The sequence below is a fragment of the uncultured Gemella sp. genome, assembly GCF_963537375.1.
GTDB lineage: Bacteria > Bacillota > Bacilli > Staphylococcales > Gemellaceae > Gemella.
Genome location: NZ_CAUTDQ010000009.1, coordinates 12,433 through 39,159, shown reverse-complemented (window position 1 = coordinate 39,159; position 26,727 = coordinate 12,433). Strand labels below are relative to the sequence as shown.

Genomic DNA, 26,727 nt, shown 5'->3' with positions numbered 1-26,727 from the left:
ATTTTACTTTACAAAGAAACATATCTCAAACATCAAAAAACCTAGATTTAGAAAATTCTAAATCTAGGTTTTTGTTGTTTGAATTATGATTTGAAGATAGAAGTTTTAAAGCTATTTGTTTGTTGAAGAAGTTTTTTGTATATTTTCTCTTTAAGAGCAACGGTGTTGTCAGATTTAACTGATCCATTTTTAAGAGTAGCTTTATCTTTTTCAACAGCTGCAGCAAATGCATTCTTCAAGTCTTCATAACTACTGTATGTAGTACCGTCAATTGTAACAGGGTTAAATCCTGCTTTAGCTTTATCTACAACTTCTTTGAAGTATGCTTTCTTCCAAGCTTCTAGAGAAGTGAACTTACCATCAGAAATTTTCTTGATGATGAAGTCATCACCTAAAGTAGCATTACCAGCTTGTTTAGACTCATTTTTCAGCATGTTAGAAGCATAGTTTAAGAATCCTTTTTCGTATCCGTAGTAACCCCAAATTCTAAATGTGTTATGTTTGAATGACATAGAACCAGGAGCACCTTCACTTGTGTTACCTCCGTAGATACCTGCAGTGATAGGTACAGTTACGTAGGCAGTTCCAAATCCAGTTGGATCATATATAGCATTACCTGGACCGTGTTTAGTCATGAAGTTGTGATCTACTAAGTCGTCAACAGAGTTTAATGCATAACCTTTTTCTTCTTCGTTAAGATCTCTAACTTCATCGTATTGGTTCTTCGTATTAGCCCCACGTAATTTCTTAGCAACTTTCTTGAACCAAGCGTTGTTTAATTCTTTGCTTCCTTTACCAAGTACGGCTTCTCCTTCAAGATAGTCAAGAAGCATTAGAGTATCGTTGAAACCTTTCATGTAATGATCGATTTCTTCTCGAGATGCAAGATCATTTGGATTAGTGTTATACCATTGATTTCCATCATTTGGACGTTCATATGCCATGTTTAGTCCTAACGCTTTAAAGTCACCATTTGGACTTGTTTCAGCAGGAGATTGTAACATACCTTGTGCGAATGCTTCTAAGTCAGTTCCTTCACGGTGTCTTGAACCACCTAAGTAAACCATACGGTCATTTACGTGAGTAGTTTCGTGAGTAAATGCGGAGATACCGAAGTCACTAATCATACTAGTAACCATGAAGAATACTGAATCATCTTTATAAGGGTTACCATAAACACGAGCGACGGCTCCCATACGCCAGTCTGTTGCGTGATAACGATCTGTTGGTCCGTACAATTCACGAATAGGAGCAACATCTTTACCACTAGCAGTGTGACCGTATTTGTCAGTACCTTCTGGATAGTTTTGGTTATCTAATACTGGTGTTGGTACCATGTTGTTGCTCTTAAGTAGTTGATTACGAACTTTATCTAATGATAAACGAGACCAGAAGTCTAGGTAATTTTGTTGAGCTTTTGCTACTTTATCGATTTCTTTCTTGAATGCCTCACGCTCTGCTGCTGTGTTCTTACCGTATTTCTCGAATGAACTGTAAGCCATAGTGTTATACGTTGAGATTAAGAACATATGAGCATCTTTTAGGTTTAATAGTGGAAGGATCATCTTACCGTGAACATCATTATTTAATCCTTCATAAGCTCTGTGTTTCTTATCTGCAAATGCAGGATTTGTAGTTGTTGGTTCAACAACATATACATTATCTTTAGTTGCTTTTATGAACCAATCGTTTAAGTCTGTGTCACTTGTGAATAGTTCCATATTGTATTTTAAGAATGCATTTAGGTCACCTTTACCAGTAGCGCCGGCGATAACTTCGCGGTATGCATCTTGAGTACGGTTACCTTTTACATTGTTTTCTTTAGAACCAATATTGATAATTCTATCTAAGACACTAACATTCTTACCATAGAAGTCAGGTTTGAATAACATTAACTCTTTAATGTTAAAGTCATCGAATTTAACTCCATAGTAGCGGTTTAAGTAAGCTAAACCAAGAAGAACTGCAGCCTTATTGTCATCAATTTTCTTAATTAATGCACGTTTAGCAGCTTCATCGGTGTTAAGTTGGTGATCTTCATTTTGAACTAATTTAGTTACGAATTTATTAAGATTTTCTTTAACGTATGCGAAGCTTTCTTCTAAGTAAAGGTTCTTAACTGCGTTAACTTTTCCATCGCCATTTCTTCCGAACAATTTGTAAACAGCATCAGATTGTAATTCAACAGGGCTTAATTTAGCTACGATATCATTAACTAATCCGCTGCGATCTTTATCAACGATATTAGGAGTATAAACAATTTCTCCAAGTTCAGCAATACTGTATTCTTTAACTTGTTTCACTTGAGATTCTTTAGGTGAAATGTTAAAGATTTCTTTTGTCTTATCAGCGTAGTGAACGATAATACGGTTGGCATCAGCAAGTTCAGTTACGAATTCATTATCTTTCATTGCAGTGACAGATAATACTTCTTTAGTTAATAGATTTGATCCAGCTGGGATTTTGTTACCTTGGTTAACAATCCACTCTTTATTGTAGAATGGTTGAAGTTTTTCAATGTTACGGTAAGCAAGTTCGCGAGATGCGTCGTAGTCATCGATGTTTTTGTATTGATCATCTTTGTTTACAATGTTATTAAGTTTGTCTTCGACAGTTTTTGTGCTTGTGAATTCATGAGCGGTAATTCCCATCTTAGCGATTTTTGCATTAGCTTCTTCTTGAGAAACACCTTTCCATTTGTTAGAACGTGGATAAGATTTCGCACCTTCACTCACGTCGTTAACTGTAACGTTATCGTTTTTAACCCAGTTAGCACCGAAATAATCATCTTCTTGAATATCTTTTGAACCATAAAGGATTTCTCCGCCGTTTTTAACTTTCATCATAGTTACGTTGTTTTCAACAAGTCCCCATGACCAGTTAGAGTGAAGTAGTCCTCCTGTTTCAACAGGCTCTTTAAGATCGATTGTTCCTTTGGCAACAGAGTTTTTCAGACGACCACGTTTACCAACGTCATTCGGATTTCCACCGTGATCTAATTTGGCAACAAGTCCACCGACTTTAGCTTTGTTACCTGTAATATCAGCTTCGACATAAGAATTGTCTGTGTTACTTCTCCAGCTTTCACTTACAAGTCCACCAGCCCACCAGTTTTTATTACCTTGGATATGGATTTTACCGATGAATGCAACGTTAGTCATATCTGCTTCATCCATTTTGTTAACCATACCAGTTACATCATTAGCACCAGTTACATTACCAGTTACTTTAATGTTTTCAATAGTTGCTTTCTTAACAGTATTAGCTAATGGGGCAACTTTATCAGTTTCAGGCATATTAATATTAACATTTTCAAGTAGTACATTTTTAACTGTACCACCCTCAATATTAGAGAATAGAGGTCTAGAAATATTGTGAATTGCGAATTTATTACCGTCTGTACTTGTTAATGTACCTTTGAATAAGTTAGTTACATATGATTTTCCAGCTGGGTTAACGTTCGCTGCATTCATATCGCTACCAAGTTTAAATGTACCAGTAGGGTTAGCTTGCATAGCTTTTACAAGTTCGTTGAAGTCATAGTATACATCACCTTCGTGTGCTTTTGGTTTAGCGAAGTAGTGAGTATATGTCTCGCTAAGTTTATTTTCACCGTTACGTTGAACTAAATCAGGTGCTGTTGCAGTAACTTTGTATAGAGTCTTACCTTCTATAGTAACTTCTTCAATCTTATCAACAGATAGTCTTGTTACTTTGTTATCGTGAGTTGTAACTTTTAAGTAATATGGAGTTACATCGCCTGGAACAGATGATAAGAAACTACTGTCAGTTTCGTTACCTTCGGAATCAACGCTAATTAAGCTTGTTTCTTTAATGTTTTTAATTTCAACTTTTTTAAGATCTAATTGAATTGGTTGATCTTCTAAAGTTTCAGTTTCTTCACCGTTACCTCTATCGTAAACCATAGTTGTTGATAGAGTATACTTTTGGAAGTATTTTAGATTATCTAATAATGCATTTAGATTATCTTCTGTTAGATTTACAGTCTTAACAACTGCTCCGTCTTTTTTCAGAGTAGCTGTAATTGATTTAATTTTTGTCTTAGTTGGATTTTCCAGAGAATACTTAGCAACTACTTCTTTATCTAATACTTTCTTGTCAGTATCTACAAATTTTAGTATTGGTTTTTCAGTTAATGGAACTAAGTTTTTGATAGCTTCTTCTAATCTTTCAGTAGCTGCATTTACTTTGCTTTGAGTAGTAGCTTTATCTGCGTTTACAGTGTTTGCTGCTGCAAGTGCTTCTTCTAAAGCTTTCCATGTTTGAGTAGTGTATTCTTCTTTACGTTTGCTGTTAGCTGTATTAATAGCATTTTGTAATGCAGTTTTATCAACAGCAAGAGCTTTTATAGCGTCTTGAAGAGCTTTAGTAGCTGCATCTATTTCACTTTGTTTAGGAAGTGGAGTAGTTTGGTTGTTGATTTCTTTAGCTTTAATTTCAGCATTTTTGAATTCATTCCAAGTTGTAGGGCTATAGTCAGCTTCTTGTTTAGTAGCTGCATCTTTAGTTTGTTCTTGTAATTTTGTTTTGTCAACATTTAATGCGTCGATAGCGGCTTTAAGTTTTTTAGCGGCTTCATCGATTTGAGCTTGTGTGGCAGTTGCGTTATCTTCTACAGCTTGAGCTGCTTTTTTAGCTTCTTCTAATGTAGACCAAGTTTCAGGACTGAAGTCTGTAGAGACTTTAGAGTTAGCATCTGCTAGTTGTTTTTCAAGTTCAGTCTTATCTGTGTTTAATCCTGCGATAGCTGCTTTAAGTTTTTCATTGATGTGATCAACTTCGCTTTGTTTTGCTGCTGGATTGTTTGTAACTTTTTCAGCTTCAGCTAATACAGATTGAAGATTAGCCCAAGTTGCATCACTGTAGTGATCTTTAGTTTTTGATTTAGCATCTGCGATAGTGTTGTTTAAGTCTGTTTTGTCAATATTAAGAGCATCAATAGCTGCTTTAAGTTTCGCAGTTTCACTATCTACCTCAGGTTGTTTAACACTATCAGAAGAGTAGACGTTTTGTGCAGCTTCTAAAATTGGTTTAAGAGCGTTGTAGCTTGCTGCAGAATAATCAGAAGGAATAAGAGCAAGAGTTCTATCGATTTGAGCTTTTAGTGCAGTTTTATCTACTTTTTCTTCTGGTTTAGTTTCCTCAGGTTTTGGAGTTTCCGGCTGAGGAGTAGGTTTAGTTTCCTCAGGTTTTGGAGTTTCCGGTTGAGGAGTAGGTTTAGTCTCCTCAGGTTTTGGAGCTTCAGGAAGTTCAGGTTGAGTTAAAGCTTGCCCTTCTTTACCAGTTTCTTGAGTTCCTTTAACTGCTACAGGCTTTGGAGCTTCTGGTTTATTTTGGTTAACTTCGACTGGAGTAGGTGCAACTTCCTCTTTAGTACCAACAGCAATTACTCTATTTACAGGTTGTTTTGTAATTGAAGTTTTGATAACTTTGCTAGATTGTTTACCATCAATAGTAGTTACTTCGCTGAATACGATTTGTTCACCGTTAACTCCTTCTTGAACAACTTTAGTTTGTCCTTTAGGTAAAGTAGCATCAGGTTGCTCGATAGTTTGGAAAGGAACAACTTCAGTAGTTGATTTAAGTTCAGGTTTGTTTTCAACTGGTGCTTTAGGTCCTTCATCAGGAGTTATTTTGTGGTCTACTGCAGGTGCTGGAGCAGGTTGTGTTGGTTCAACTGTTGGTTGTGTTGGTTTTGGAAGAAGCTTTTCTTCACCTTGTGGTAAAGCGCCTAAATCACTAAGTGTGAAGTAACCAACATAGCGATAACCATCGATATTAATTACACCATTCGCAAGTTCTGCAGAATTAGCCACTGTTGTTTGTGTGTTGTATTGCACTAATTCTTTGTTTTCAAAGGCAAATGATTGATAAGGTATAACGATGCTTTGTCCCATAGCCCCGATTAACACAATGCTAAGAACTTTGTTTCTGTGTTTTTTTGACATTAAAAGAACCACTAATACTGCGGTACCGATTCCAAGTCCTGCTACAGGAAGTGAACTTTGTCCAGTATTTGGTAATGATTTTAATTCTGTAGGTTTAGCGGAAGTTTGTGCTTCTTTTTTATAAACCATGTAGTATGTTTCGTTGTTTTTTACATCGTTCGGAATACTTCTTTTAATTAAAGCTTTCTCGGTTTCGGTCAATTCATTTTCAGCTAGATAAGTATATTTAACACTTGTGCTGTTTTCGTTGGCAAGTGCTTCACTTGGTGCATAACTTCCAAAAAATAAAGCCCCGATAACGACCGGTGCTGCACCAAGAGATAATTTTCTAATTGAAAACTTTAAAATTTTATTATTATTTTCATTTTTCAATCGCATGAAATTATTTTCTCCTATATATTTTTTTATTACTTCTTAAATTTTATCAAAAAACCAAGTTTAAAGCAATTAATAGACCTCGGAAAATAGTATGTAAAGTGTATTAATTTTATATTTCTATAACAACTTTAGTATAAAAATATTAGATATTTGTATGATAATAATACAAATATAACACTAAAACATAACTGTACTAATACTATAAGGTAGTAAGTGGTAAAATATAAATATAATTAATTTTATTTTTTAAGAAATTATTTAGGAGTGGTATCTTTCTCGGGTGTTGATGTGGAGGGGTTAGATTGAGATAGATTTGTCTTATCCTGAAAATTTTATAATAGTAATTTAGTTTAATTAGTTTCGGAATTGTTGAAATAGTTGCAAGGATAAAGAATCTATGATATAATATTTACATAAGTTGTATTAGTACAGTTTAAAATATGTAAACTTTTGAATAAATTTTTAAAATAAAATCAGAAAGGACGATTTTTATGGGTGAGGATACAACCAAGAAAAAGAAAATCAAACAAAATTCAGTGGTAAAAAAAGCAATAAGCCTAGAGACATTTGTCTTCTTAGCTATATTTTTCCTAATATTTGGTCTGATGGCTAGAAAAATGGGAACACCACTTATGTTTAAAACGATGATGGCAACAGCCCATGATTTACTGCTTAATACAGTATTTTTCATTATGGCAATGGCGGTTATCGCAGGTGCTATAAGTGCACTTCTATCAGAATTTGGTGCGATAGCATTAATCAATAAAATATTTGCACCTCTTATGAAACCACTTTGGGGAATGCCTGGGGCGAGTGTTACAGGTGCAGTAGCTACGTATTTATCAGATAACCCAGCTATTATTCCATTTGCAAAAGATAAAAGATTTACATCTTTCTTTAAAAAATATCAAGTGCCAGCCTTATGTAACTTAGGAACAGCTTTTGGTATGGGGCTTATCGTAACGATGTTTATGATGGGGCAAGGAGAAGGATTTATTAAAGCAGCAATCATCGGTAATGTTGGAGCAATCCTAGGTAGTATTATAAGTGTTCGTTTAATGTTAATAGAGACTAGAAAATACTACGGAGATGAAGCAGATGAGCCAGCAATTGAAATGGGTGAGGCAGATGAAGCATCGGATAAGGTAAGAATAATACGTGATGGAAATATGTTCCAACGAGTATTAGATACTGTTTTAGAAGGTGGCAAAACAGGGGTAGAAATGGGTCTAGCAATCATTCCAGGTGTACTTATAGTTTGTACTTTCGTAATGATGTTAACATTCAAAATGCCAGCAGGAGGATACACAGGTGCTGCATATGAAGGTGTAGGATTCTTACCTTGGTTAGGAGAAAAACTAACATTCATTCTAGAACCACTATTTGGATTCCACTCAGCAGAAGCAATTGCCTTCCCGATTACAGCTTTAGGAGCGGTAGGTGGAGCAATTTCATTAGTCCCAGAATTCCTGAAAAGTGGACTAATTGGAGCAAATGACATTGCGGTATTCACGGCGATGGGGATGTGTTGGAGTGGATACTTAAGTACTCACATCGGTATGATGGATGCTCTTGGAGTACGCAAATTATCTTCAAAAGCAATCGTATCACATACGATAGGTGGTCTTGCCGCTGGAGTTATAGCTCACTACTTATTCTTGTTATTAGGATAAAAAAGTAAACGATAAATGATTAAATTAAGACGTAACTTTTGTAGTTGCGTCTTTTTTAAAATCTGATGATTTATTATTTTTATTTCGTGTAATCTTGAATACAGGTAATGTAGATAGTATAATTAAACTATAAATAGTTTTTATTAGATAAATATACAAAAGGGGAAACTCGTATGGAAAGATTCAAGAGTGTTAATTTTTATTATACCTTAGGTATAATGTTGATTATTTCGTTAGTAGCAAAATATCTTGCTCAAGTTCCTGCGTTAAAGTTGTTTGGACATTTGGTAATAGCACTTGTTATAGGTATGTTACTACAAACAGCAAAAGGATTAAAAGAGCAGGTTAAGGCGGATATTCCATTTATAAGTAATAAATTTTTACGACTTGGAATAATTTTATTAGGATTCAAGTTAGCGTTAGATAGACTTCTATCAGAAGGAAAAAAGACGTTGATTGTAGCGTTCTTTATCGTGTTATTCATGGTGACTTTAACCTACTTTATGTGTCGAGTTTTCAAGGTGGATCATGAGCTTGCGTTACTTTCTTCATGTGGTTGCGGTATTTGTGGTGCTGCGGCAGTTATGGGGGTAAGTGGTCAACTTCGAGCGAAAACAGATAACAGCGTACTTGCGGTTGCGGTTGTTGCGATACTAGGTACAGTGTTTACCTTAATAGAAGTAACCTTACAACCACATCTAGGACTCGATGCTTATAACTACGGAGTATTTACAGGAGGAAGTCTTCATGAAATAGCTCACGCAGTTGCGGCAGGAGGAGCAGGTGGACAAGTGGCACTTGATGCTGCGATTCTTACTAAACTATCACGTGTTCTTATGCTTATTGTAGTAGCGGGTGTATTGATTGTGGTTAACAAAAAAACTCAAGATGAAACAAAAGGAAAAGTTCCGATGCCGTACTTTATTTTAGGGTTCATTTTTATGAGTATTTTAGGAAGTTATGTTACTTTCTTAAAACCGTTAGCTCCGTTTTTTGTAGATGCAGCGTATGTATTCTTAGGTATGGCGATGGCGGCTTTAGGAATGAGCGTTAACTTCAAAGTTATTAAGGAACGCGGTGTGAGAGTATTTACGGCTTGCTTCTTGTCATCAGTGATATTGATGATAGTTAGTTATTTAGTGGCGAGATTTATCTTCTAACAGAAAAGCGAAGATTATTATATAAAATATACAGAGGAGAACAATTATGACGATTACAAAATTATTAGGGATAAAGTATCCAGTATTTCAGGGAGCTATGGCTCAAATAGCTAGACACGAACTTGTTTCGTCGGTATCAAATGCGGGAGCGTTAGGTATTTTAGCTTCAGGAGGAGTAAGTCCAGAAGAACTTCGTAAAGAAATTCAACAGTGTAAAAAACTTACAGATAAACCTTTCGGTGTCAACCTTATGCTTATGATGCACAATATAGATGAAATAATCGATGTTGTTATCGAAGAAGGGGTAAAAATTGTTACAACAGGAGCAGGTACTCCGAGAAAATACATGCCGCGCTTAAAAGAGGCAGGAATAAAAGTAATTCCTGTAATTCCTTCGGTAAAAGCTGCGGTGAAAATGGAAGAATTAGGTTGTGATGCGATTGTTGTAGAAGGGATGGAAGCAGGAGGACACGTAGGAACTAGTACTACGATGGCATTGCTACCACAGGTGACTGCTGCGGTAAAAATTCCCGTTATTGCAGCTGGAGGAATTGCGGATGGTCGCGGTATGGCAGCTGCATATTGTTTAGGAGCAAGTGGAGTTCAGATGGGAACTATATTCTTAGCTTCTGAAGAGTGTCCGATTTCTACAGAGTATAAAAACATGATTTTAGAAGCGGTTGACACATCGACTACCTTAACAGGAGAAAAGTTTGGAGCACCTGTTCGTGGTATTAAAAATGAACTTACGAAAAGATATCATGAATTAGAAGAAAAATCTTCAACACTTATGGAGTTAGAAGAATTAACTCTAGGTTCACTAAGAAGAGCGGTTTATGATGGTGACGTAGAAAATGGTTCTGTTATGGCAGGACAAATCGCAGGTTTAGTGAATGGAGTTCGACCGGTTAAAAGTATAATAGAAGAAACTATAGCGGAAGCAAAAGAAGTTTTACAAAGAACAGAAATATAATGATAGAAGAACAACTTAGGTTATTTATAGCCTGAGTTGTTTTTTTATGTACAATTGGGCATGAGTTTGATGCATGTGATAGTGTTTAGAGGATGTAATCAAGATATTATAGGATAAATTAAAATGAAATTTTAGTTTTTAGATAAGTGTTATATTTAGTGTAATTTTATTTATTTTCAAAAGTGATAGTACGAACGGATGTATGAATTTTATATTAATGACAATTTAAAATTTAAAAAGAAGAAAAATAGAGTAAAATTTACATGCTTTAACCATGTTTCAATTGACTATAATGGGTGTTTATTATATTATAGTTATATATTTATTTAATTATTTTATAGGAGGGGTTTTATGATAGACCAAAGATATAGAAAAGTTAGTTTTGGTACTGCAGTTACAGACTTCTTTAAAGGTTCTGTAGATTACACAGGATTTACATCAAGAGCTGGTCACTGGTTTCCTGTAGGACTAATCTATCTTATTTTCGCTGGTGTGTACACAGGTATTTTTGCTAGTGTATACAAAAAATATAATTCAATAGGATTCTTTAAAAATGTAATTGGTTTTTCAGATGCAGCTGAATTATACTTAAGAAATAATAGTGAATTCGCTTCGTTATTATACATCATTACAGCATTATTTATTTTATTACACATTCCAATCGCAGCAAGTTTTTGTAGAAGATTAAGAGATGTAGGTTTCACAACTCTATTTGCTTCAATTCTAATTGCATTATACGTAATTTTAGCATACTTCTATGTAGCATTAATTACACCTGTATATGTTATTATTTTCTTCTTTATTTTAATGTCATTACCAGCGAATAAAGTTGAAACGAATAATAATGATGAGTTTTCTAAGTTTTTATTTAGGCAATCATTCCAAGCACAACAATATTACGCACAATTCAACAATCAACAGTATGATCAATTTGGAAATCCAATTCCAAATCAACCAAACTTTAACAATGATATGAATCAAGGATTCAATCCGCAAGGACAAGGACAACCAGGATTCAATCCAAATGCGCCACAAGGACAACCAGGATTTAATCCAAATGCACCGCAAGGGCGTCCAAACCCAGAATTCCAAGGGCAACCACAAGGATTCAATCCACAAGGACAACCAGGATTCAATCCAAATGCACCGCAAGGGCGTCCAAATCCAGGGTTCCAAGGACAACCGCCACAAGGATTTAATCCACAAGGACAACCAGGATTCAATCCAAATGCACCGCAAGGGCGTCCAAATCCAGGGTTCCAAGGACAACCGCCACAAGGATTTAACCCACAAGGACAACCAGGATTTAATCCAAATGCACCACAAGGACACCAAAATCCAGGGTTCCAAGGACAACCGCCACAAGGGTTTAATCCACAGGGACAACCTCAACAAAATGTAAATCCAAATGCACCGCAAGGAGAGCAAAATCAGGGTTTTAATCCAGTTGGGGAACAAGAACAACAAGCTCCAGAAGTAAAACAGGAAGAGGTTGTTGTTGAAGAGCGAAATGCAGAAGTAACACCACAAGTAGAAGCTACTCCAGTAGTAGAAGTAACACCACAAGTGGAAGATGCTCCAGCAGTAGAAGAAGTACCGCAAGTAGGAGATACTAAAGAAGTAAAAGTTGAAGCTGCAGGTGGAGCTAGAAGCAGAAGACTTCAAAAGCTGAACAAAGCTGAAGAAGAAGCTGTATTCAAAAAAAGAAGATAAAAAAATGACCTAATAGATCAAAATTAAGAGGTTCAGGTAGAAATACTCGAACCTCTTTTGTATTGGGTTAATATAGCTAGATTCAGAACTATAACTATAGGTATTTCATTTTTTGATAATTTTACTACTCTAAAGTATAATACTCACGAGTAGTAAAATTCAATTACAGAAATTTTGAAAGTTAATTATCGATTGAGCGGAACAATAATATTAAATTGCTCATCATTGCACAGGAAAAAATCCTCGGTGATAATTTCAAAAATCGATTTGAACTATGCTGGCTAATGTTTTATGAAAAATTTTTAGAAATCACTCTGAAAACAGAGAAACGCTCATCATTTAGAAAAACAATCAAATACAAAAATAAAAACACTCATTTTAATCATTTATTTTGATTATTTATGAGTGTTTTTGCTTGATTTTGATTGAATAGCTATATTATATTAGATATAATAATCATGGGAGTTAGGAGAAGAGAAATTGGTAAACGAAAGATGGAATAAAATTTTAGATTTGTTAGATGAAAAAGGTTCGTTGAACCTAAAGGAGTTGATGGAACATTGTAATGTTTCGGAAGCTACGATAAGACGAGATCTTACAAACCTAGAAGATAAAAATTTATTGTATAGAACTCACGGTGGTGCGATGAAACGCTCAGCAGCACGTGGTAGCGAAGAAAGTGTTGAAGCTAAACGTGAAGAATATCTTCAGGAGAAAAGAGCGGTTGCAAAGTACCTTTGTGATAATATCTTACAGTCAGGGCAGACGATTTATCTGGATGCAGGGACATCGACATATGAGATGATCGAACACCTTCGAGACAGAAGGATAACTGTTGTGACGAATTCAACATATCATTTACCTAAACTTATTAATAACAAAATTCATATAATAATATTAGGTGGGACATTGAAACATTCTACACAGGCGGTGATAGGATATTCAGCCGTTGAACAATTAAAGAAATACAGTTTTGACATGTGTTTTGTCGGCTGTAACGGAATAGATGAAAGTTTCGGTGTGACGACCGCAGAAGAAAATGAAGCTTTTATAAAAACGATAGCGATACAAGGTAGTAAGAAGAAATATATTCTCGCTGATAAATCGAAATTCGGTCATAGAAAATTCCAAAAATTTGCCGAACTAGATGACATAATTATAGTATCGTATGAAGTTCCAGAAGAATATAAGAAATTTAAAAATATAATAGAAGTAAAAAGTATGAAGGAGGACTAAAAGTGTATTATACAATTACTTTAAATCCAGCTGTTGACATGTTGATAACGGCGGAAAATTTCGCACTTGGAAAACTAAATAGAACACAAGAAGCGAAGTATGTAGTAGGTGGAAAAGGTATTAATATCTCAATTTTACTAAACAACGTTGGTGTTGATAGTAAGGCGTGGGGATTTGTCGCTGGATTCACGGGATATTTTATAAAATCAGAACTAGATAACCTAGGTGTAAAACATGATTTTGTAGAAACGCGCGGAGCGACTAGAATCAACATGAAATTAACTACAGAAACTGAGACTGAAATTAACGGTCAAAGTAGTAGTGTAAATCTAGATAACGTGAGCGACTTCTTTACTAAATTAGAAGTACTGACGAAAGAAGATGTAGTATTCTTATCAGGTAATGTTATCGCGGGAATGGGTGTAGAAGACTTTAAAGCAATCGCTAAGAGAGTATCGGCATCAGGAGCAACGTTAGTTGTAGATAGTAATAAGGAGTTAGTACTAGATACACTTCAGTACAAACCATTCGTAGTTAAACCAAATGAATTCGAACTTGGAGAAATGTTCGGGATGACTCTAAATGGTATCGAAGAAATCCTACAATATGCTGAAAAATTACAAGAGCGTGGTGCGAAAAATGTCCTTGTTTCACGTGGAGCAGATGGAGCGTTACTATTAACTGAAGACAAAGAAGTATTCGAAGTAAACGTAGCTAAAGGTAAGATAGTATCAACTGTTGCGGCAGGAGATAGTATGCTTGCGATGTTCGTTGCCAAATACAATGAAACAAAAGACTACCAAGAAGCTTTGCGCTATGCATCAGCAGCAGGTGGTGCAACATCATTCTCAGTAGGAGTAGGAAGTAAGAAATTAATAGAAGAATTACTACCACAGATTGATGTAAAAAAATTAAAATAAAATTCTAATAGGCAATGCCGGGAAAATTAGAAATCAATCCCTCAAACGAAATAAAAACAAATTGTTTGAAGAAAAATAAAATATTTCCTCGGAAATATGAAATTAACAAAGGAGAAAGAAATGAAATTAACAGATGTTCTAAATTATGACTTAGTTCAATTCGGATTCAGCGCAACTGATAAAAAAGAAGCTCTGGATAAACTAACAAGCATGTTAGTAGAAAAAAATATTATCGCAAGTAAAGAAAATTTCTTAAACGCATTACTAGCTCGTGAAGCTCAATCAACTACAGGAGTAGGAGAAAACGTAGCTATCCCTCATGCTAAAAGTGCAGATTTCGATAAAGCTATGATCGTTTATGCGAAAAGTGAAGAAGGTGTTGAGTGGGAGAGTTTCGACGGACAACCTGCAAAACACATCTTTATGATCTGTGCGCCAGACGGAGGAGCAGATGAGCACCTTAAAGCTCTAGCTTCATTATCACAAGCTCTTATGGATGCAGATGTAAAAGCAGGACTAGATGCTGCTACAACTAAATCAGACGTAGAAAAAGTATTCGCAGATTTCGTAGCGAAAACAGAAGCTCCAAAAGAAGAAGAAAAACAAGCAGCTCCAAGTGGAGAAAAACCATACATTATCGCGGTAACAGCTTGTCCAACAGGTATTGCCCACACATTTATGGCTGCAGAAAAAATCAAAGAAACAGCTAAGGCGATGGGACTAGATGTTAAAGTAGAAACAAACGGTCAAATCGGTGTAGAAAACAAACTTACAAAAGAAGATATCGAAAGAGCAACGGGAATCATCGTTGCAGCTGATAAAAAAGTAGAAGTTGCGCGTTTTGATGGACGTCCAACAATTATGACAAAAGTAGCTGATGGAATTAACAAACCAGAAGAACTTATCCAAACAATCCTAGATGGAAAAGCTCCTATCTACAAACACGACGGAGCAGCAGAAGATTCAGAAGATTCTTCAGCGAATGAAAGTATTGGACGTCGTGCTTACAAACACCTAATGGAAGGTGTAAGTAACATGCTACCATTCGTAGTAGCTGGTGGTATTCTTATCGCATTATCATTCATCTGGGGTATTAACTCATTTGATCCGAAAGACCCATCTTACAACAAAGTTGCAGAAGTATTATTCTACTTCGGTAAGATTTCATTTAGTATGATGTTACCAATCCTAGCTGGATTCATCGGACGCTCTATCGCTGACCGTCCTGGATTCATCGTTGGTATGATCGGTGGTATTTTAGCAGATCCAAGTATTTTAGGTCTGAAGAGTGATTTATTAGCGTACACTCCTTCAGGATTCTTAGGAGCATTAGTAGCCGGGTTCTTAGCTGGTGGAATAATCCACGTACTAAAATTGCGTTCAGCTGGATGCCTCGTTCATTAGATGGTATTAAACCAATCTTCCTATTCCCTATCTTAGGATCACTAATTATGGGATTATTAATGATTTTCCTAATTAACGCACCGATGGCAAGTGTTATGGAAGGATTAAAACACTTTATTGAAAGTCTTAACGGAAGCGGTAAATTCATCCTTGGATTCGTAGTAGCTGCGATGATGGCTATCGACATGGGAGGTCCAATTAACAAAGCTGCTTATGTAACAGGTACAGCTCTATTAACATCTGCAGGAGCAGCAGGAAGTGATGTAATGGCTGCGGTTATGATCGGTGGTATGGTACCGCCATTAGCAATCGCCGTATCAGCAACAATCAACAAAAATATCTGGCCAAAAGCTCAACGTAGTGGAGCATTAGTAAACTACGTAATGGGATTATCATTCATTACAGAAGGAGCTATCCCGTTTGCTGCAAGTAACCCAGCACGCGTTATTCCACCGTTATTCATCTCAAGTGGTATCGCTGGAGCGCTAAGTATGACTTTTGGTGCTGTATCAAAAGCTCCTCACGGAGGAATTTTCGCTATCGCAGCGGGTGCGGTAAGTAACCCACTTATGTACTTATTAGCTTTAGTAATCGGAGCAGTATTAGGTGCATTACTATTAATCGCATCACTAAGCTTCGGTAAAAAGATAGTAAAATAATTTTTAGTAAGACATAATATTATAAGAAAATATCTAAAATAATAAAGCTGTTGAAGTTTCGAGATTTAGTTCTCGAGACTTTGGCGGCTTATTTTTATGGATTTTAGAAGAGTTCTAAATAGGAAAAGGCTACTATTTGTTACTGTGATTTTTGAGTAAGAAATTATTCAAAATATATAGACTTTTTATAAGAAACTTTTAGATAATATATTTTGTATTGTTAAAATGTGTTTTCGTTAGAAAACAAAGGTAGTTTGGAGTATAATGAAGGTAAAGAGTTATCAGGGATTATGAAAAATTAAATTAATTATGAAAAAAATAATAAATAGGGAGGTTTCCGAAAATGGAAAACATAAGACATAAAAACACACGACCAATGATGGATTTAATGGCGAAAAAATATTTAGCGATACAGAAATAACCGCGGAATTTATTCGTGATATTTTAGAATTACCAGTCGAAAGTGTAAAAATATTAGAAGGAACGCAGATACACGTAACAACTGGTAAAATTTTACCAAATTTCACGACACAGGTAGATGTACTTGCGGAATTAAATGATAAAACACAAGTTGTCATAGAAATTCAAGTAGCTATGCAGGTTGATTTTTATAAAAAGATTGTGGAATAGAGTCAGTTAAGAGAAAGATTAATATAAAAAAGTTCTAAATTAATAATTAGGCGCAGTGGTTTATTGACATCCAAATTCGCTTTAAAAGCTTTTTGGATGTCTAATAACCTGTGCGGGGGCAACTCGACAAAATCGATTTCTATGAAATCACGATTTTTGAGTTGCTCCCAGGTATCTCAAAACTTAGACGAGTATAAAAAAGAAGGGATAGAGACACATTATCTATCTCAAGAATTAATACCCGTCTACGCTGTAGCGATAACAGAAGAAAATTACTTCGAAGATGACAGAGCGATTCACAATTTTAGTTTAAGAGATAGTGAAACAAAAGAAGAACTAAAAGTTAGAGTAAAAGGAATAGAGGAGAAAAGAAATCTAGTACAAATAGCATTCTTAGAGTTAAAAAAATACAAGCCAGAGATGAAAGCAAGTTATAATAAAGTGCGTTGGATGGAATTATTTGGTAACAAACCATTTACACACCAACCAGGGAAGATAATAACGAAGGCGGACAGAATACTAGATGTAAAAGAGTGGAATAAGGAGGATAAAGCTATGTTTGATGAATACATAAGAGCTTGGGATGGTTGGAATGCTCATTTAGCATATGTGAAAGAAGCGAAAGAACAGGCGTTAGAACAAGGAATTGAACAGGGACTTCAACAAGGACTTCAACAAGGGCTTCAACGAGGACGAGAAGAAGGTATCGAAGAGGGGAGATTAGGTACACTGATAGATTTAGTAAAAAAAGGTGTAATAACAAAAGAGTATGCGTGTGAAGAACTAGGAGTGTCTGAGAAAGAATTCGAAAAATACCTATAGTTTAAATGGTAAAATAATGCTTAAACCAAGTTGCAATATCACCGTAAACTTCAAAAGAAACTATTGAAAATTCATTCAGAATATAACGTAAGAACAAAGGACAGGAAGTAAAATTGTTACTATCTGTCCTTTTGAATTATAGATAATTAAGTTTCAGTCATGAAAATACTGTATAGTTTTGAATAATGTCTCGATCTTTAAAAGTTAGATGAAAGAAATAGCTTTTTGAGATTGATATTTTTTGCGAATAACCTTAAATAGTGTTTAAAAAGCATTGAAAATATAGTAAAACTAAAATTAGGGATAGATAATAGTAAATAAATGAGAAGTAATTTATTGTAAATGTTTAAAAATTAAGTGTTGAATTTTTAATATATTTTTGGAACATATAATTTATAAAAGTAGATGATGTTTCAAAATTCATTTTTAAAAAGTGTAATAAAGATTTCTATCACTATAGGATTTCTTGAAAGGAAAAATTTCTAAAAAATATTTTAATTGCTTAATAAAAGTAGGTGTAAATAGTTGACATGAACCATATAAAGTTTTATAATTTAGAAGAAAAGTTTTATAATTTAGAAGATAAATTATAAAACTATCAGCAAGTTTTTATATAAGTAATTTAAAAATAATTGTAGGATTATAAAATACAATATTTTGTGTAGAGAATTTTGTAATAAAAGTAATTTTTATATAACGAAAATTCTCTCGAGGAAAGAGGTGTTTTTAGCTAAAATTATACAATGAACATGAGAAAAGTGAGGAAAGATTAATGTTTAAGAACGAGAGGAAAGAAAAGTTTTCATTAAGAAAGTATAAAGATGGACGCACTGATTCGAAACTAATCGGAGCAACATTATTAGTAGGTATGGGATTGTTAGCTAGTGGTGGAACAGCTTTAGCTAATGTAAGTTCAAACGGTACAGACACAGCAACAGTAGTAAGTGACACTTCAAAAGTAGCCTCTACATCAGCTACAATATTCACAGATGATACAACTTCTAAAACTGTAAAAGTGGATGCTGTATTAGGAAAAGATATAGCTGAACCAACAAAAGCGAATCATAACACAGGTGATGTAGACGGTAATGACACAGTAAACTTCAAAACAGAAGCAACTGTAAATTATAAACTAGAATCTGATAAATCTGAATTAATTCCAACAGAAACCGTAAAAGTAGGAGAAGGAACAGTAACAACTCCTTATGATAAAAAAGGAATTGCTTACGATACAGACGGTAAAGACTACCGTAAATCAACTGTATCCAAAACAGGAGATGCTGTTACAGAAGCTACTGGTAAAAAAGAAACAGTAGAAGCAAATAACAAAGTTTATGAATACGTACGTTCTGAAGTAGAGGGTGCTGATAAAGCAACTTACGATAAAACAAGCTTCAACAACATCGAAGCAAGAGTATCACCAGAAGGAATGCACAATAAACTAGGAGAAATCGACTATACAAAAACAACAGGAAAGGTTTACCTAGTTGAAGAAACTGCCGATGGACAATACGGAAAATTCGTAGAAGCTAACGGAGTAACGAGCGATGAAGACGCAGTAGCTAAATGGAAAGCTGGTCAAGAAAATGCTAAAGACTTCACTAAAGAGAATGTAACCCTTCAAGAAGGAGATACAATTCTTGTGATGGATAAAGATACTTATGCGGTGGGTGATAGTAAGAAAGTAACAACTACCAAAAAATATAGTACGCAATCGTTTGAGTTAGAATTGCCTTCGAATGAAGAAGAAACGAAAGTTAATTCCTTAGAGACTTACTTGTTAAATCCTAAAGAGATTACAGCTACTGAATTTTATAAAGCAGGTGCTGATGGAGTGTTTGGAACTGCAGATGATGTGGCAATAAGCAATGTAACAGAAATTTATAAACTAGGCAATGATTATGAAGGTTATAATAAAAATGATTTCTTTAAAGCAATAAAAAAAGCGGATGCAGAGTTAGTGAATGCTACACCAGTTGATATCCTAAAAAATGACTATCATTATTATTACTATCAATTATTAAAATTTGCTAAAGAAAAAGCTAAAGAGTTTGAAGATAGCAAAGGTTTGAAGGAAGTTGAAGCAGCTACAGAAAAATTGAATAAATTGGTAGAAGCTCAAGCTTTAGATTATGCAAATAATGGATATGATATAGGTTATATCAGAAAAGCAGATGGTGGAATCGAATATGGTTATCATCCTTCACAACTGAACTATGATACGACAGAAAAATACTCTAGTAGAGCTATTGAAAAAGCAATTGGTGATTTCACAGTCAAACAAGAGAAGTCAACTAAACAACGCGACGGAAATATTTTAAAAACTACAACGATTATAGATGAATATAAATATCTGTCGGATGATGACAACTTTTATACTGCAACTTTTGGATTATATAGAACAACTAAAATTAAATATGACGTAGTTGCTACGAAAGAAGAAATTACGCAGAATCTTATTGAAACAATTCCAAGTGATCAGGAAATTGCTGAATTAACTAAAAAAGGAACGATAAGTATTGCAGAAGACGGGACAGTTACAGTAGCATCACCCGAAGAGCTTGTGGAATTTAAGGTCTATAAGGATTTTACGGAAGAAGAAATAAAAGAAAAAGATGGGCTTTATGAGAATGAAGGTGGTAACTTCTTTAGTGCTAAAGAAATAACAGCTAATAATACAACTACCTTCACAACAAAAGAAGTTATCACACCAATTCGCGCTTATAAAGTAATGAGTGAAGCAAAACCAGTTGTAACTCACTACTATAACTTGAAGATTACAAGAGAAGAAGCAGGAACTGCAACAGCTACTAAACAAGGTAGTGTTGTTATCAAGTATGTCACAACTGATGGAAAACCATTAAAATCAGAAACTGATAAAGAAAATGTAACTTTAGAAACAAAAACGATTGTAAGCTTATATTCAGGTGAAACAAAAGTAGATGAACGTACAGATGTTGCAACTGTAGAGCAAAACTACGATACAACTCCAAAACAATATCCAACATTAGTAGATGCTGATACTGGATTCACATATGAGTATGTAGGTCTAAAACAAGATTCTCCAGCTGCTAGTGGTAAAGTCGTAGAAGGAAGAACAGAGGTTGTTTACGAATACCGTCTAGTAAGTGAAGAAGAGAAAACTCCATCTAAATCAGAAGTTACAAAAACAGGTTCTGTTGATGTGAAACACGTTGTGATCAACGAAGATGGAACGTTAAAAACATTAAAAGAAACAGAAGTAGTGAAGAATAATGTTCCTCTAGAGTATGAAGACACTTATGTAACTTACTCAAAAGGAGTAAAAGTATCTGAACGTAAAGAAAAACGCACAGTTACGGAAAGATATGATACTACTGATAAACAATACTCAACGCTAAAAGATGAAGCTACAGGTTTAGTTTATAAATATGTAGGATTAACATCTGACTCAGCTCCAGCAACTGGTGATGTAACTGAGGGTGAAAAACACGTAATTTACAGCTACACACTTGATAAACAAGAAGAAACAACACCATCTAAAGTAGTTGAGACTAAAGGTTCTGTAGTTGTTAAATTCGTAGATGCTAATGGTAATGAAATCAAAGATGCTGAAAATGTAGTAACAGATGCTGTTGTTAAAACAACGAAAACTTATGCTACTAAGTCAGGTGATGTAGTTCTATCAACTCGTGATGAAGTTACAAATCACGATGTAGATTACAGTACTGAAAGCAATAAAGTACAAACAATCATCACAGCAGGTGGTAAGAAATATACGTTCTATCGTGTATTACCAGTAGATACTAAATTCAATAACGTAACAGAAGAAACTGGTAAGGTGAAAGAAGGAACAACAACGGTTGTTTATCAATACGATGAAATTATCCCAGTTGATCCAAATAAACCGAATAATAATACTCCAAATACTCCGAACCCAGGAGACGGAACACCAAATGATCCAAACAAACCAACTCCTCCGAAACCAGGAGATGGAACACCAAATGATCCAACAAAACCAAATGACAATACTCCGAACACTCCAAAACCAGGAGACAAGATTCCAAACGATCCACAAAATCGTACATATGAACAGTTAGGAGTATTAAAAGAAGTAAAACGTAATATCACTTATGTTTACGAAAATGGACCGAAAGCAGGACAAGAAGCAAGTACACCTGTTAATCAAAATGCACGCTTCACAAGAACTGCAGAAATCAACAGTAGAACTGGTGAAGTAGTATACACAAGCGAATGGACTAAAGAACAAAAACTTGCTGAAGTAGTATCACCAAAAATTGATAAATACTCTGTAGACAAAGAAAAAGTAGCGGAATTATCAGTAACGCACGAATCTACTGATAGTAGTGAAGTTGTTAAATATCGTGAGAATCCAGATACTATTGACCACGATGCAGATAAAGACAAAAAAGGAACGGTAATTGTTAAATTCGTTGATGAACAAGGAAACGAAATAGCTACGCCAGTAACTGTAAAAGAAAATGCTATTGTAGAAAAAGCAACAACTAAAGTTTATGCAGATCGTGATGCAGAAACAACATACACAGTAACAAATGAAGAATATAGCACAGTAGGAAATCGTAAAGAAACAATAGAATTTAATGGTAAGAAATATGTTTACCAACGAGTACTACCAGTGTCAACAACTCTAGGAAACTCAGATAAAGAATCAGGAAAAGTTCCAGAAGGAACAACAACGGTTATTTATCAATATGCAGAAGAAGTAGATCCATTCATTCCACCGTTACCACCAACAGTGGAAGTACCGGGATTTGAAGGAAAAGTAGATGACGCTGAAAAAGATAAAAAAGGAACAGTAATCGTTAAATTTGTAGATGTTAATGAAAACACCCTTGCATCAGATGTCCTTGCAAAAGATAACGTAGTAGTAGAAAAAGCAAGTACTACAATCGCAGGAGACAAGGCAGAGACTACATACACTGCGACAGGTGAAGAGTATGCAGTAACAGCACCTCAAACAATCGAAGTGGATGGAGTGACATTCAAACTAAGACGTGTTCTTCCAGCTTCTGACAAGTTCAATAATACTGTAGAAGAAAAAGGATTGGTTAAAGAAGGGGTTACTACCATTGTTTACCAATATGTAATGCAAATAGGAGCTCCATCGGTAGAAAAACCAGAACACGAAGGTGGAGTAGTACCGTTAGATCCGCCAACAGTGGATAAACCAGAATATGAAGGTGGAATAGTACCGTTAGATCCACCAACAGTGGATAAACCAGAATATGAAGGTGGAATAGTACCATTAGATCCACCAACGGTAGATAAGCCGGAATATGAAGGTGGAATAGTACCGTTAGATCCACCAACGGTGGATAAACCAGAGCTAGATATCCCAGAAGAACCAGCTCCAGCACCGCAGCCTGAAACAAAACCGGAACCAAAAACACCTGGAAAAGAGAATATCCCAGGTCAACCAGGAGCATCAGCGCAGGTGAAACGTTTAGCAAACACAGGTAGCGAAACAAATAATATGGCGGCTGTAGGATTCGCAGCATTAGTTGCGGGAATAGCTCTTGCAGTGAGAAAACGTCAAAGAGAAGAATAATTCTTTGTAAAAACTGAAAATTAATGATGGAAACGACTGAAATATCAATATTTACATTGGTATTTCGGTCGTTTTGTACAATCTGAGGATTTCGACTCTTTGTTAAGTTCGGAGCATGGGAAAAGATCGCTCTAGAAATCTAGGTGGAATTCTGCTGCTTAGATTTTTTAAAAACAATTGAGTTTTTAGAGAGAGACGATTTATTAAATCTGAGACGCTGATGAGCTTTATTAGAAGTTAAGTGAAAGTTGATTAAGTACATAAGTTCTCGATTAACATAGCTAATATTAGTTTGACTACCATATTTTTGCATGATAAAATTATTTATGATTATTACGTAGTGTAGAGGTAGTTAAAAAGAAAAGAGAGGAGTGTGTTTATGAATATAATTTTTTGTACATCACCGTTTCAAGTTTTAATAGCTAAAGAGATTGCGAGGACAACTGGAGAACAATTTATAGGAATCTATCAAAGAATGTCCAATGATGATAGGCAAAAAATATACGCTGAGAAAATGTCTGAATTTTGCGAAGATACTCTATTTATAGAAGATGAAAGCTGGGGGCGTGAACTTAGAAAAAAACTAGAGAATGTTAAGGTAGAAAAGTTCTATCTTGCTAGTTTAGATAATCCGATTGCTTTAGGTATATTCATTTTTGCACCTATGCAGCTTTACACTTTTGATGACGGTAGTACGTCGTTAATAACGCCAAACATGTATACTGTAAATTCAAGTAGAGTAGTATCACACAACGGCATGACCTTAGAAAATGTTATAGAATTGTCACAAGGACATTATACAATATTTGATACAAATACAATTTTTCCAACTTCAAAACTTATAAAAATGAATTTCAATGTAGAACCGGATGATTTTAAGCGGGCTAATAACGGGAAAACAGTTAAAGTGTTTTTAGGACAGCTCTTAGGTTCTTCTATAGATGATAAAGACATTAAACTTACAGAAAAATTGACTAACAAAGCTGTAATCAATTTGGGAGATATCTTATATTATCCTCATCCGCGAGTTCCTTTGAATATAGAAAATGCTACTACAGTAGCTACCAAATTTTGCTTTGAAGAAGAAGTTTACAGATTGTTGGCTGAATACGAATTTGTTGAAGTATATGGTTTTTACTCTACGTCATTCGTTTTGATAAAAGATATTCCAGGTGTTAGTGTGAAAAGTTTTAGAACATTCTTAACAACGAACGAAGCGCAGATATTTAGTGATTTAGGGATAGAGTGTATAGATTTATCTTCGTCAGACACTGCTGTAGATATTATTATGCCGGTTTATAATAGTGAGGAAACGGTGGCTGTAGCTATAGAATCAGTACTGAATCAAACTCACAACAACTATAGATTAATTATTGTAGATGATGGCTCGACTGATGAGACAGAAGCTGTATGCAAAAAATATTTAGAAGATAATAAAGTGATATATCATAAAATTGAACATGGAGGAATTTCAAAAGCCCTTAATGCAGGTATTTCTCTCGTAACTGCCAAATATATCGCAAGACAAGACTCTGATGATGAATGGATGCCGTGGCATTTGGATTTTCTTCTTAATGAGATAGACTCAAATCCGAAGTTGGATATAATTAGTTCGAAAGTTATAGAAGATGAGAATAAGATTCCTGGAGGTATAAGAAGGAATAACTTTAATACTCTATCGGGAGAAAAATTATGGTTAATTTTAGCCTATAGGAATGTTTTCAATCATTCTACTGTCATTTTCAAAAAAGAAGCTTACGAAGAAGCGGGAAGATATGATTCAGAATTTGATGGATTTGAAGATTGGCATTTGTGGGCTCGTATGGTAACGAAAGATAATGCTTTGGTGCTAAATACGGTAACAGCATATTATAGGCTGTCTGATTCATATAGAAAAATGATGATTTTTAGAAATAGGTTGGCAAGGAGTCGCGGATTAAAATTAGAAGATGTGATGAGGTAATAGATGACAAAAGTATTTACGATAAAAGAAGGCGTGCCGTTTAATATATATGGATTTGAGAGAAGTCAATTGGCACGTCAGGATATTTTTAAACAAATAGGTGTTGATCAGCAGTTAGTTGTTACGAATTTATCTATTTTTGTACCTAACTTTGTGGAAACTCTTAAAGACTTGGGATTTGAAAATTTTTATCATGTTATTTTCGAAAAATCCGATATAGCACGAGACGAACCTAGTGTCGATAAAAGTTTTACTGAGACATTGGAAGACATATCAAAAGTAGAATATACTAAAGAAGGCTTCGTAGGTCTTGTTCATTACAAAAATGGAAATATAGAATGCTACACTTCGCAACTATTATATAGATATATTCCGAAAACTAATGAATTTACCCTTTATGGTAAAAATGGGGTGGTGCTGGAAGGTAATGTTTCGGAAAGTTACCATAAATATTATGTAAAGAAAACAGGAGAATTTTTGTCGCAGTGGCAGCTCGTGAGTGAATACTTGGTAGAAAATTCAACGGTAGATGATAGGTTCATTATAGATATGGTTAATGAATACCCGCTGCAACTTAGAAAATTTTTCCAAAATACAGGAAGAGAATTATTTGCGTATACGCATTATAATATATTAGCTCCATTCATGAAATTTGTATTGCAAGGGTGGTGTACTAACCTTGTGGCGAGTCCAGTCTTGGAAAGTAGACTCGGAAGTAATCAGGTAAAATTTTTACCACCGATGTATGTAGAAGAAGTTGAAGAAAAAGTATATACAAGAGTAAAAGACTGGTGCATAGTTGGGAATATGACGATAGTAAAAAAATGTGAATTAGCGATAGAAGCGTTTAGAGAAACGCCGGGTAGTACGCTAACTATCTATGGAAATCTACCAAAAGGATACAAAGAAGAAAATCTGCCGGAAAATGTTAAATTCGCAGGTTTTATACCAAAAGTTCCATATGAAAAGCATGAAGGATATATTTCTTGCTCACTTAGTGAGTGTTTTGCTAATGCAGCGGTAGAAGCATCATCAAGAGGGTTGGTCTGCCTACTTTCGAATGTGGACTTAGCACATAAATATTATGCAAGTATCTGCGATAATACAAGAACATTTAATTCATTAGAAGAATTAGTGGAATTACTTGAAAAATATCAAAAAGAAGATGAATATACATCTTCGATATTTGCAAGAGAGTATTTGAAAAGTAATCTTGTAGAAGATTATAAGAGAGTTCTGAAACTATAATAAAAATAGCTATAAGAAAGAAATATTCTAGTTTTATTGAATGGTTTTATAAAGAAAACTATCTGATGTAACTTAGTATTCTGAAAACAGTTCATAATCAGAAAATGATGGAAAATGTAATTTTAATATTTCAAAAAGAAAAAAATATTATTGAAAAATATAAAGATGTCCTTGGAAGTTATTATCTTGGGATATCTTTTTTCAAAAAATAAATAAAATTAATTTTATGTGAACTAATTAATGGATAAAATGGTCTATAGTAAGAGATTGATTGAATTAAAGCGATTGATATGATAAAATTATAATGATATTTTGTTATCTAAAAATTATTAGTAATTTTTCATGTGTCTTTTATAGAAAGAAAAAGTACGAATTTAAAGGGAAAAATAATATTATCAGAGAAATAGTAT

General features: G+C 34.6%; 11 protein-coding genes and 1 pseudogene. 11 read left to right on the top strand and 1 reads right to left on the bottom strand.

The features are described from left to right. Positions 1-83: 83 nt before the first annotated feature. The gene (locus tag RYK99_RS02910; protein WP_314989964.1) at positions 84-6,347 is read right to left on the bottom strand and encodes a ZmpA/ZmpB/ZmpC family metallo-endopeptidase; all 6,264 of its coding nucleotides are present in this window, start codon (positions 6,345-6,347) and stop codon (positions 84-86) included. Positions 6,348-6,838: 491 nt separating this feature from the next. Between RYK99_RS02910 and RYK99_RS02905 the strand changes: the two genes are divergently transcribed. The 11 genes and pseudogenes from RYK99_RS02905 (at position 6,839) to RYK99_RS02855 (ending at position 26,317) form a co-directional block, all read left to right on the top strand. Continuing rightward, on the top strand, positions 6,839-8,020 hold the full coding sequence (locus RYK99_RS02905; protein ID WP_314989962.1) for a hypothetical protein: 1,182 nt from the start codon (positions 6,839-6,841) through the stop codon (positions 8,018-8,020). A 173-nt stretch (positions 8,021-8,193) separates the two neighbouring features. Next, entirely contained in the window at positions 8,194-9,180 is a 987-nt protein-coding gene (locus tag RYK99_RS02900; RefSeq protein ID WP_314989960.1) for a putative sulfate exporter family transporter, read from the top strand. Between the two features lie 46 nt (positions 9,181-9,226). After that, complete coding sequence (locus RYK99_RS02895; protein WP_314989958.1) at positions 9,227-10,153, top strand: nitronate monooxygenase; 927 nt, start codon at positions 9,227-9,229, stop codon at positions 10,151-10,153. A gap of 351 nt (positions 10,154-10,504) precedes the next feature. After that, a complete protein-coding gene (locus RYK99_RS02890; protein ID WP_314989957.1) occupies positions 10,505-11,866 on the top strand; it encodes a hypothetical protein in 1,362 nt (453 codons plus the stop codon). A 480-nt stretch (positions 11,867-12,346) separates the two neighbouring features. After that, entirely contained in the window at positions 12,347-13,102 is a 756-nt protein-coding gene (locus tag RYK99_RS02885) for a DeoR/GlpR family DNA-binding transcription regulator (RefSeq protein ID WP_314989955.1), read from the top strand. A 2-nt stretch (positions 13,103-13,104) separates the two neighbouring features. After that, positions 13,105-14,022, top strand: coding sequence for a 1-phosphofructokinase (pfkB, locus tag RYK99_RS02880; protein WP_314989953.1), 918 nt, complete (start codon positions 13,105-13,107; stop codon positions 14,020-14,022). Positions 14,023-14,142: 120 nt separating this feature from the next. Then, a pseudogene (locus RYK99_RS02875) lies at positions 14,143-16,085 on the top strand (fructose-specific PTS transporter subunit EIIC). A 771-nt stretch (positions 16,086-16,856) separates the two neighbouring features. Next, positions 16,857-17,537: a hypothetical protein gene (locus tag RYK99_RS02870; RefSeq protein WP_314989951.1), complete on the top strand. Its 681-nt coding sequence runs from the start codon at positions 16,857-16,859 to the stop codon at positions 17,535-17,537. A 772-nt stretch (positions 17,538-18,309) separates the two neighbouring features. After that, complete coding sequence (locus RYK99_RS02865) at positions 18,310-23,106, top strand: SIALI-17 repeat-containing surface protein (protein ID WP_314989949.1); 4,797 nt, start codon at positions 18,310-18,312, stop codon at positions 23,104-23,106. A 379-nt stretch (positions 23,107-23,485) separates the two neighbouring features. Next, on the top strand, positions 23,486-25,069 hold the full coding sequence (locus tag RYK99_RS02860; RefSeq protein ID WP_314989947.1) for a glycosyltransferase family 52: 1,584 nt from the start codon (positions 23,486-23,488) through the stop codon (positions 25,067-25,069). Positions 25,070-25,072: 3 nt separating this feature from the next. After that, positions 25,073-26,317: a glycosyltransferase family 4 protein gene (locus RYK99_RS02855; RefSeq protein WP_314989945.1), complete on the top strand. Its 1,245-nt coding sequence runs from the start codon at positions 25,073-25,075 to the stop codon at positions 26,315-26,317. The last annotated feature ends 410 nt before the right edge of the window (positions 26,318-26,727 follow it).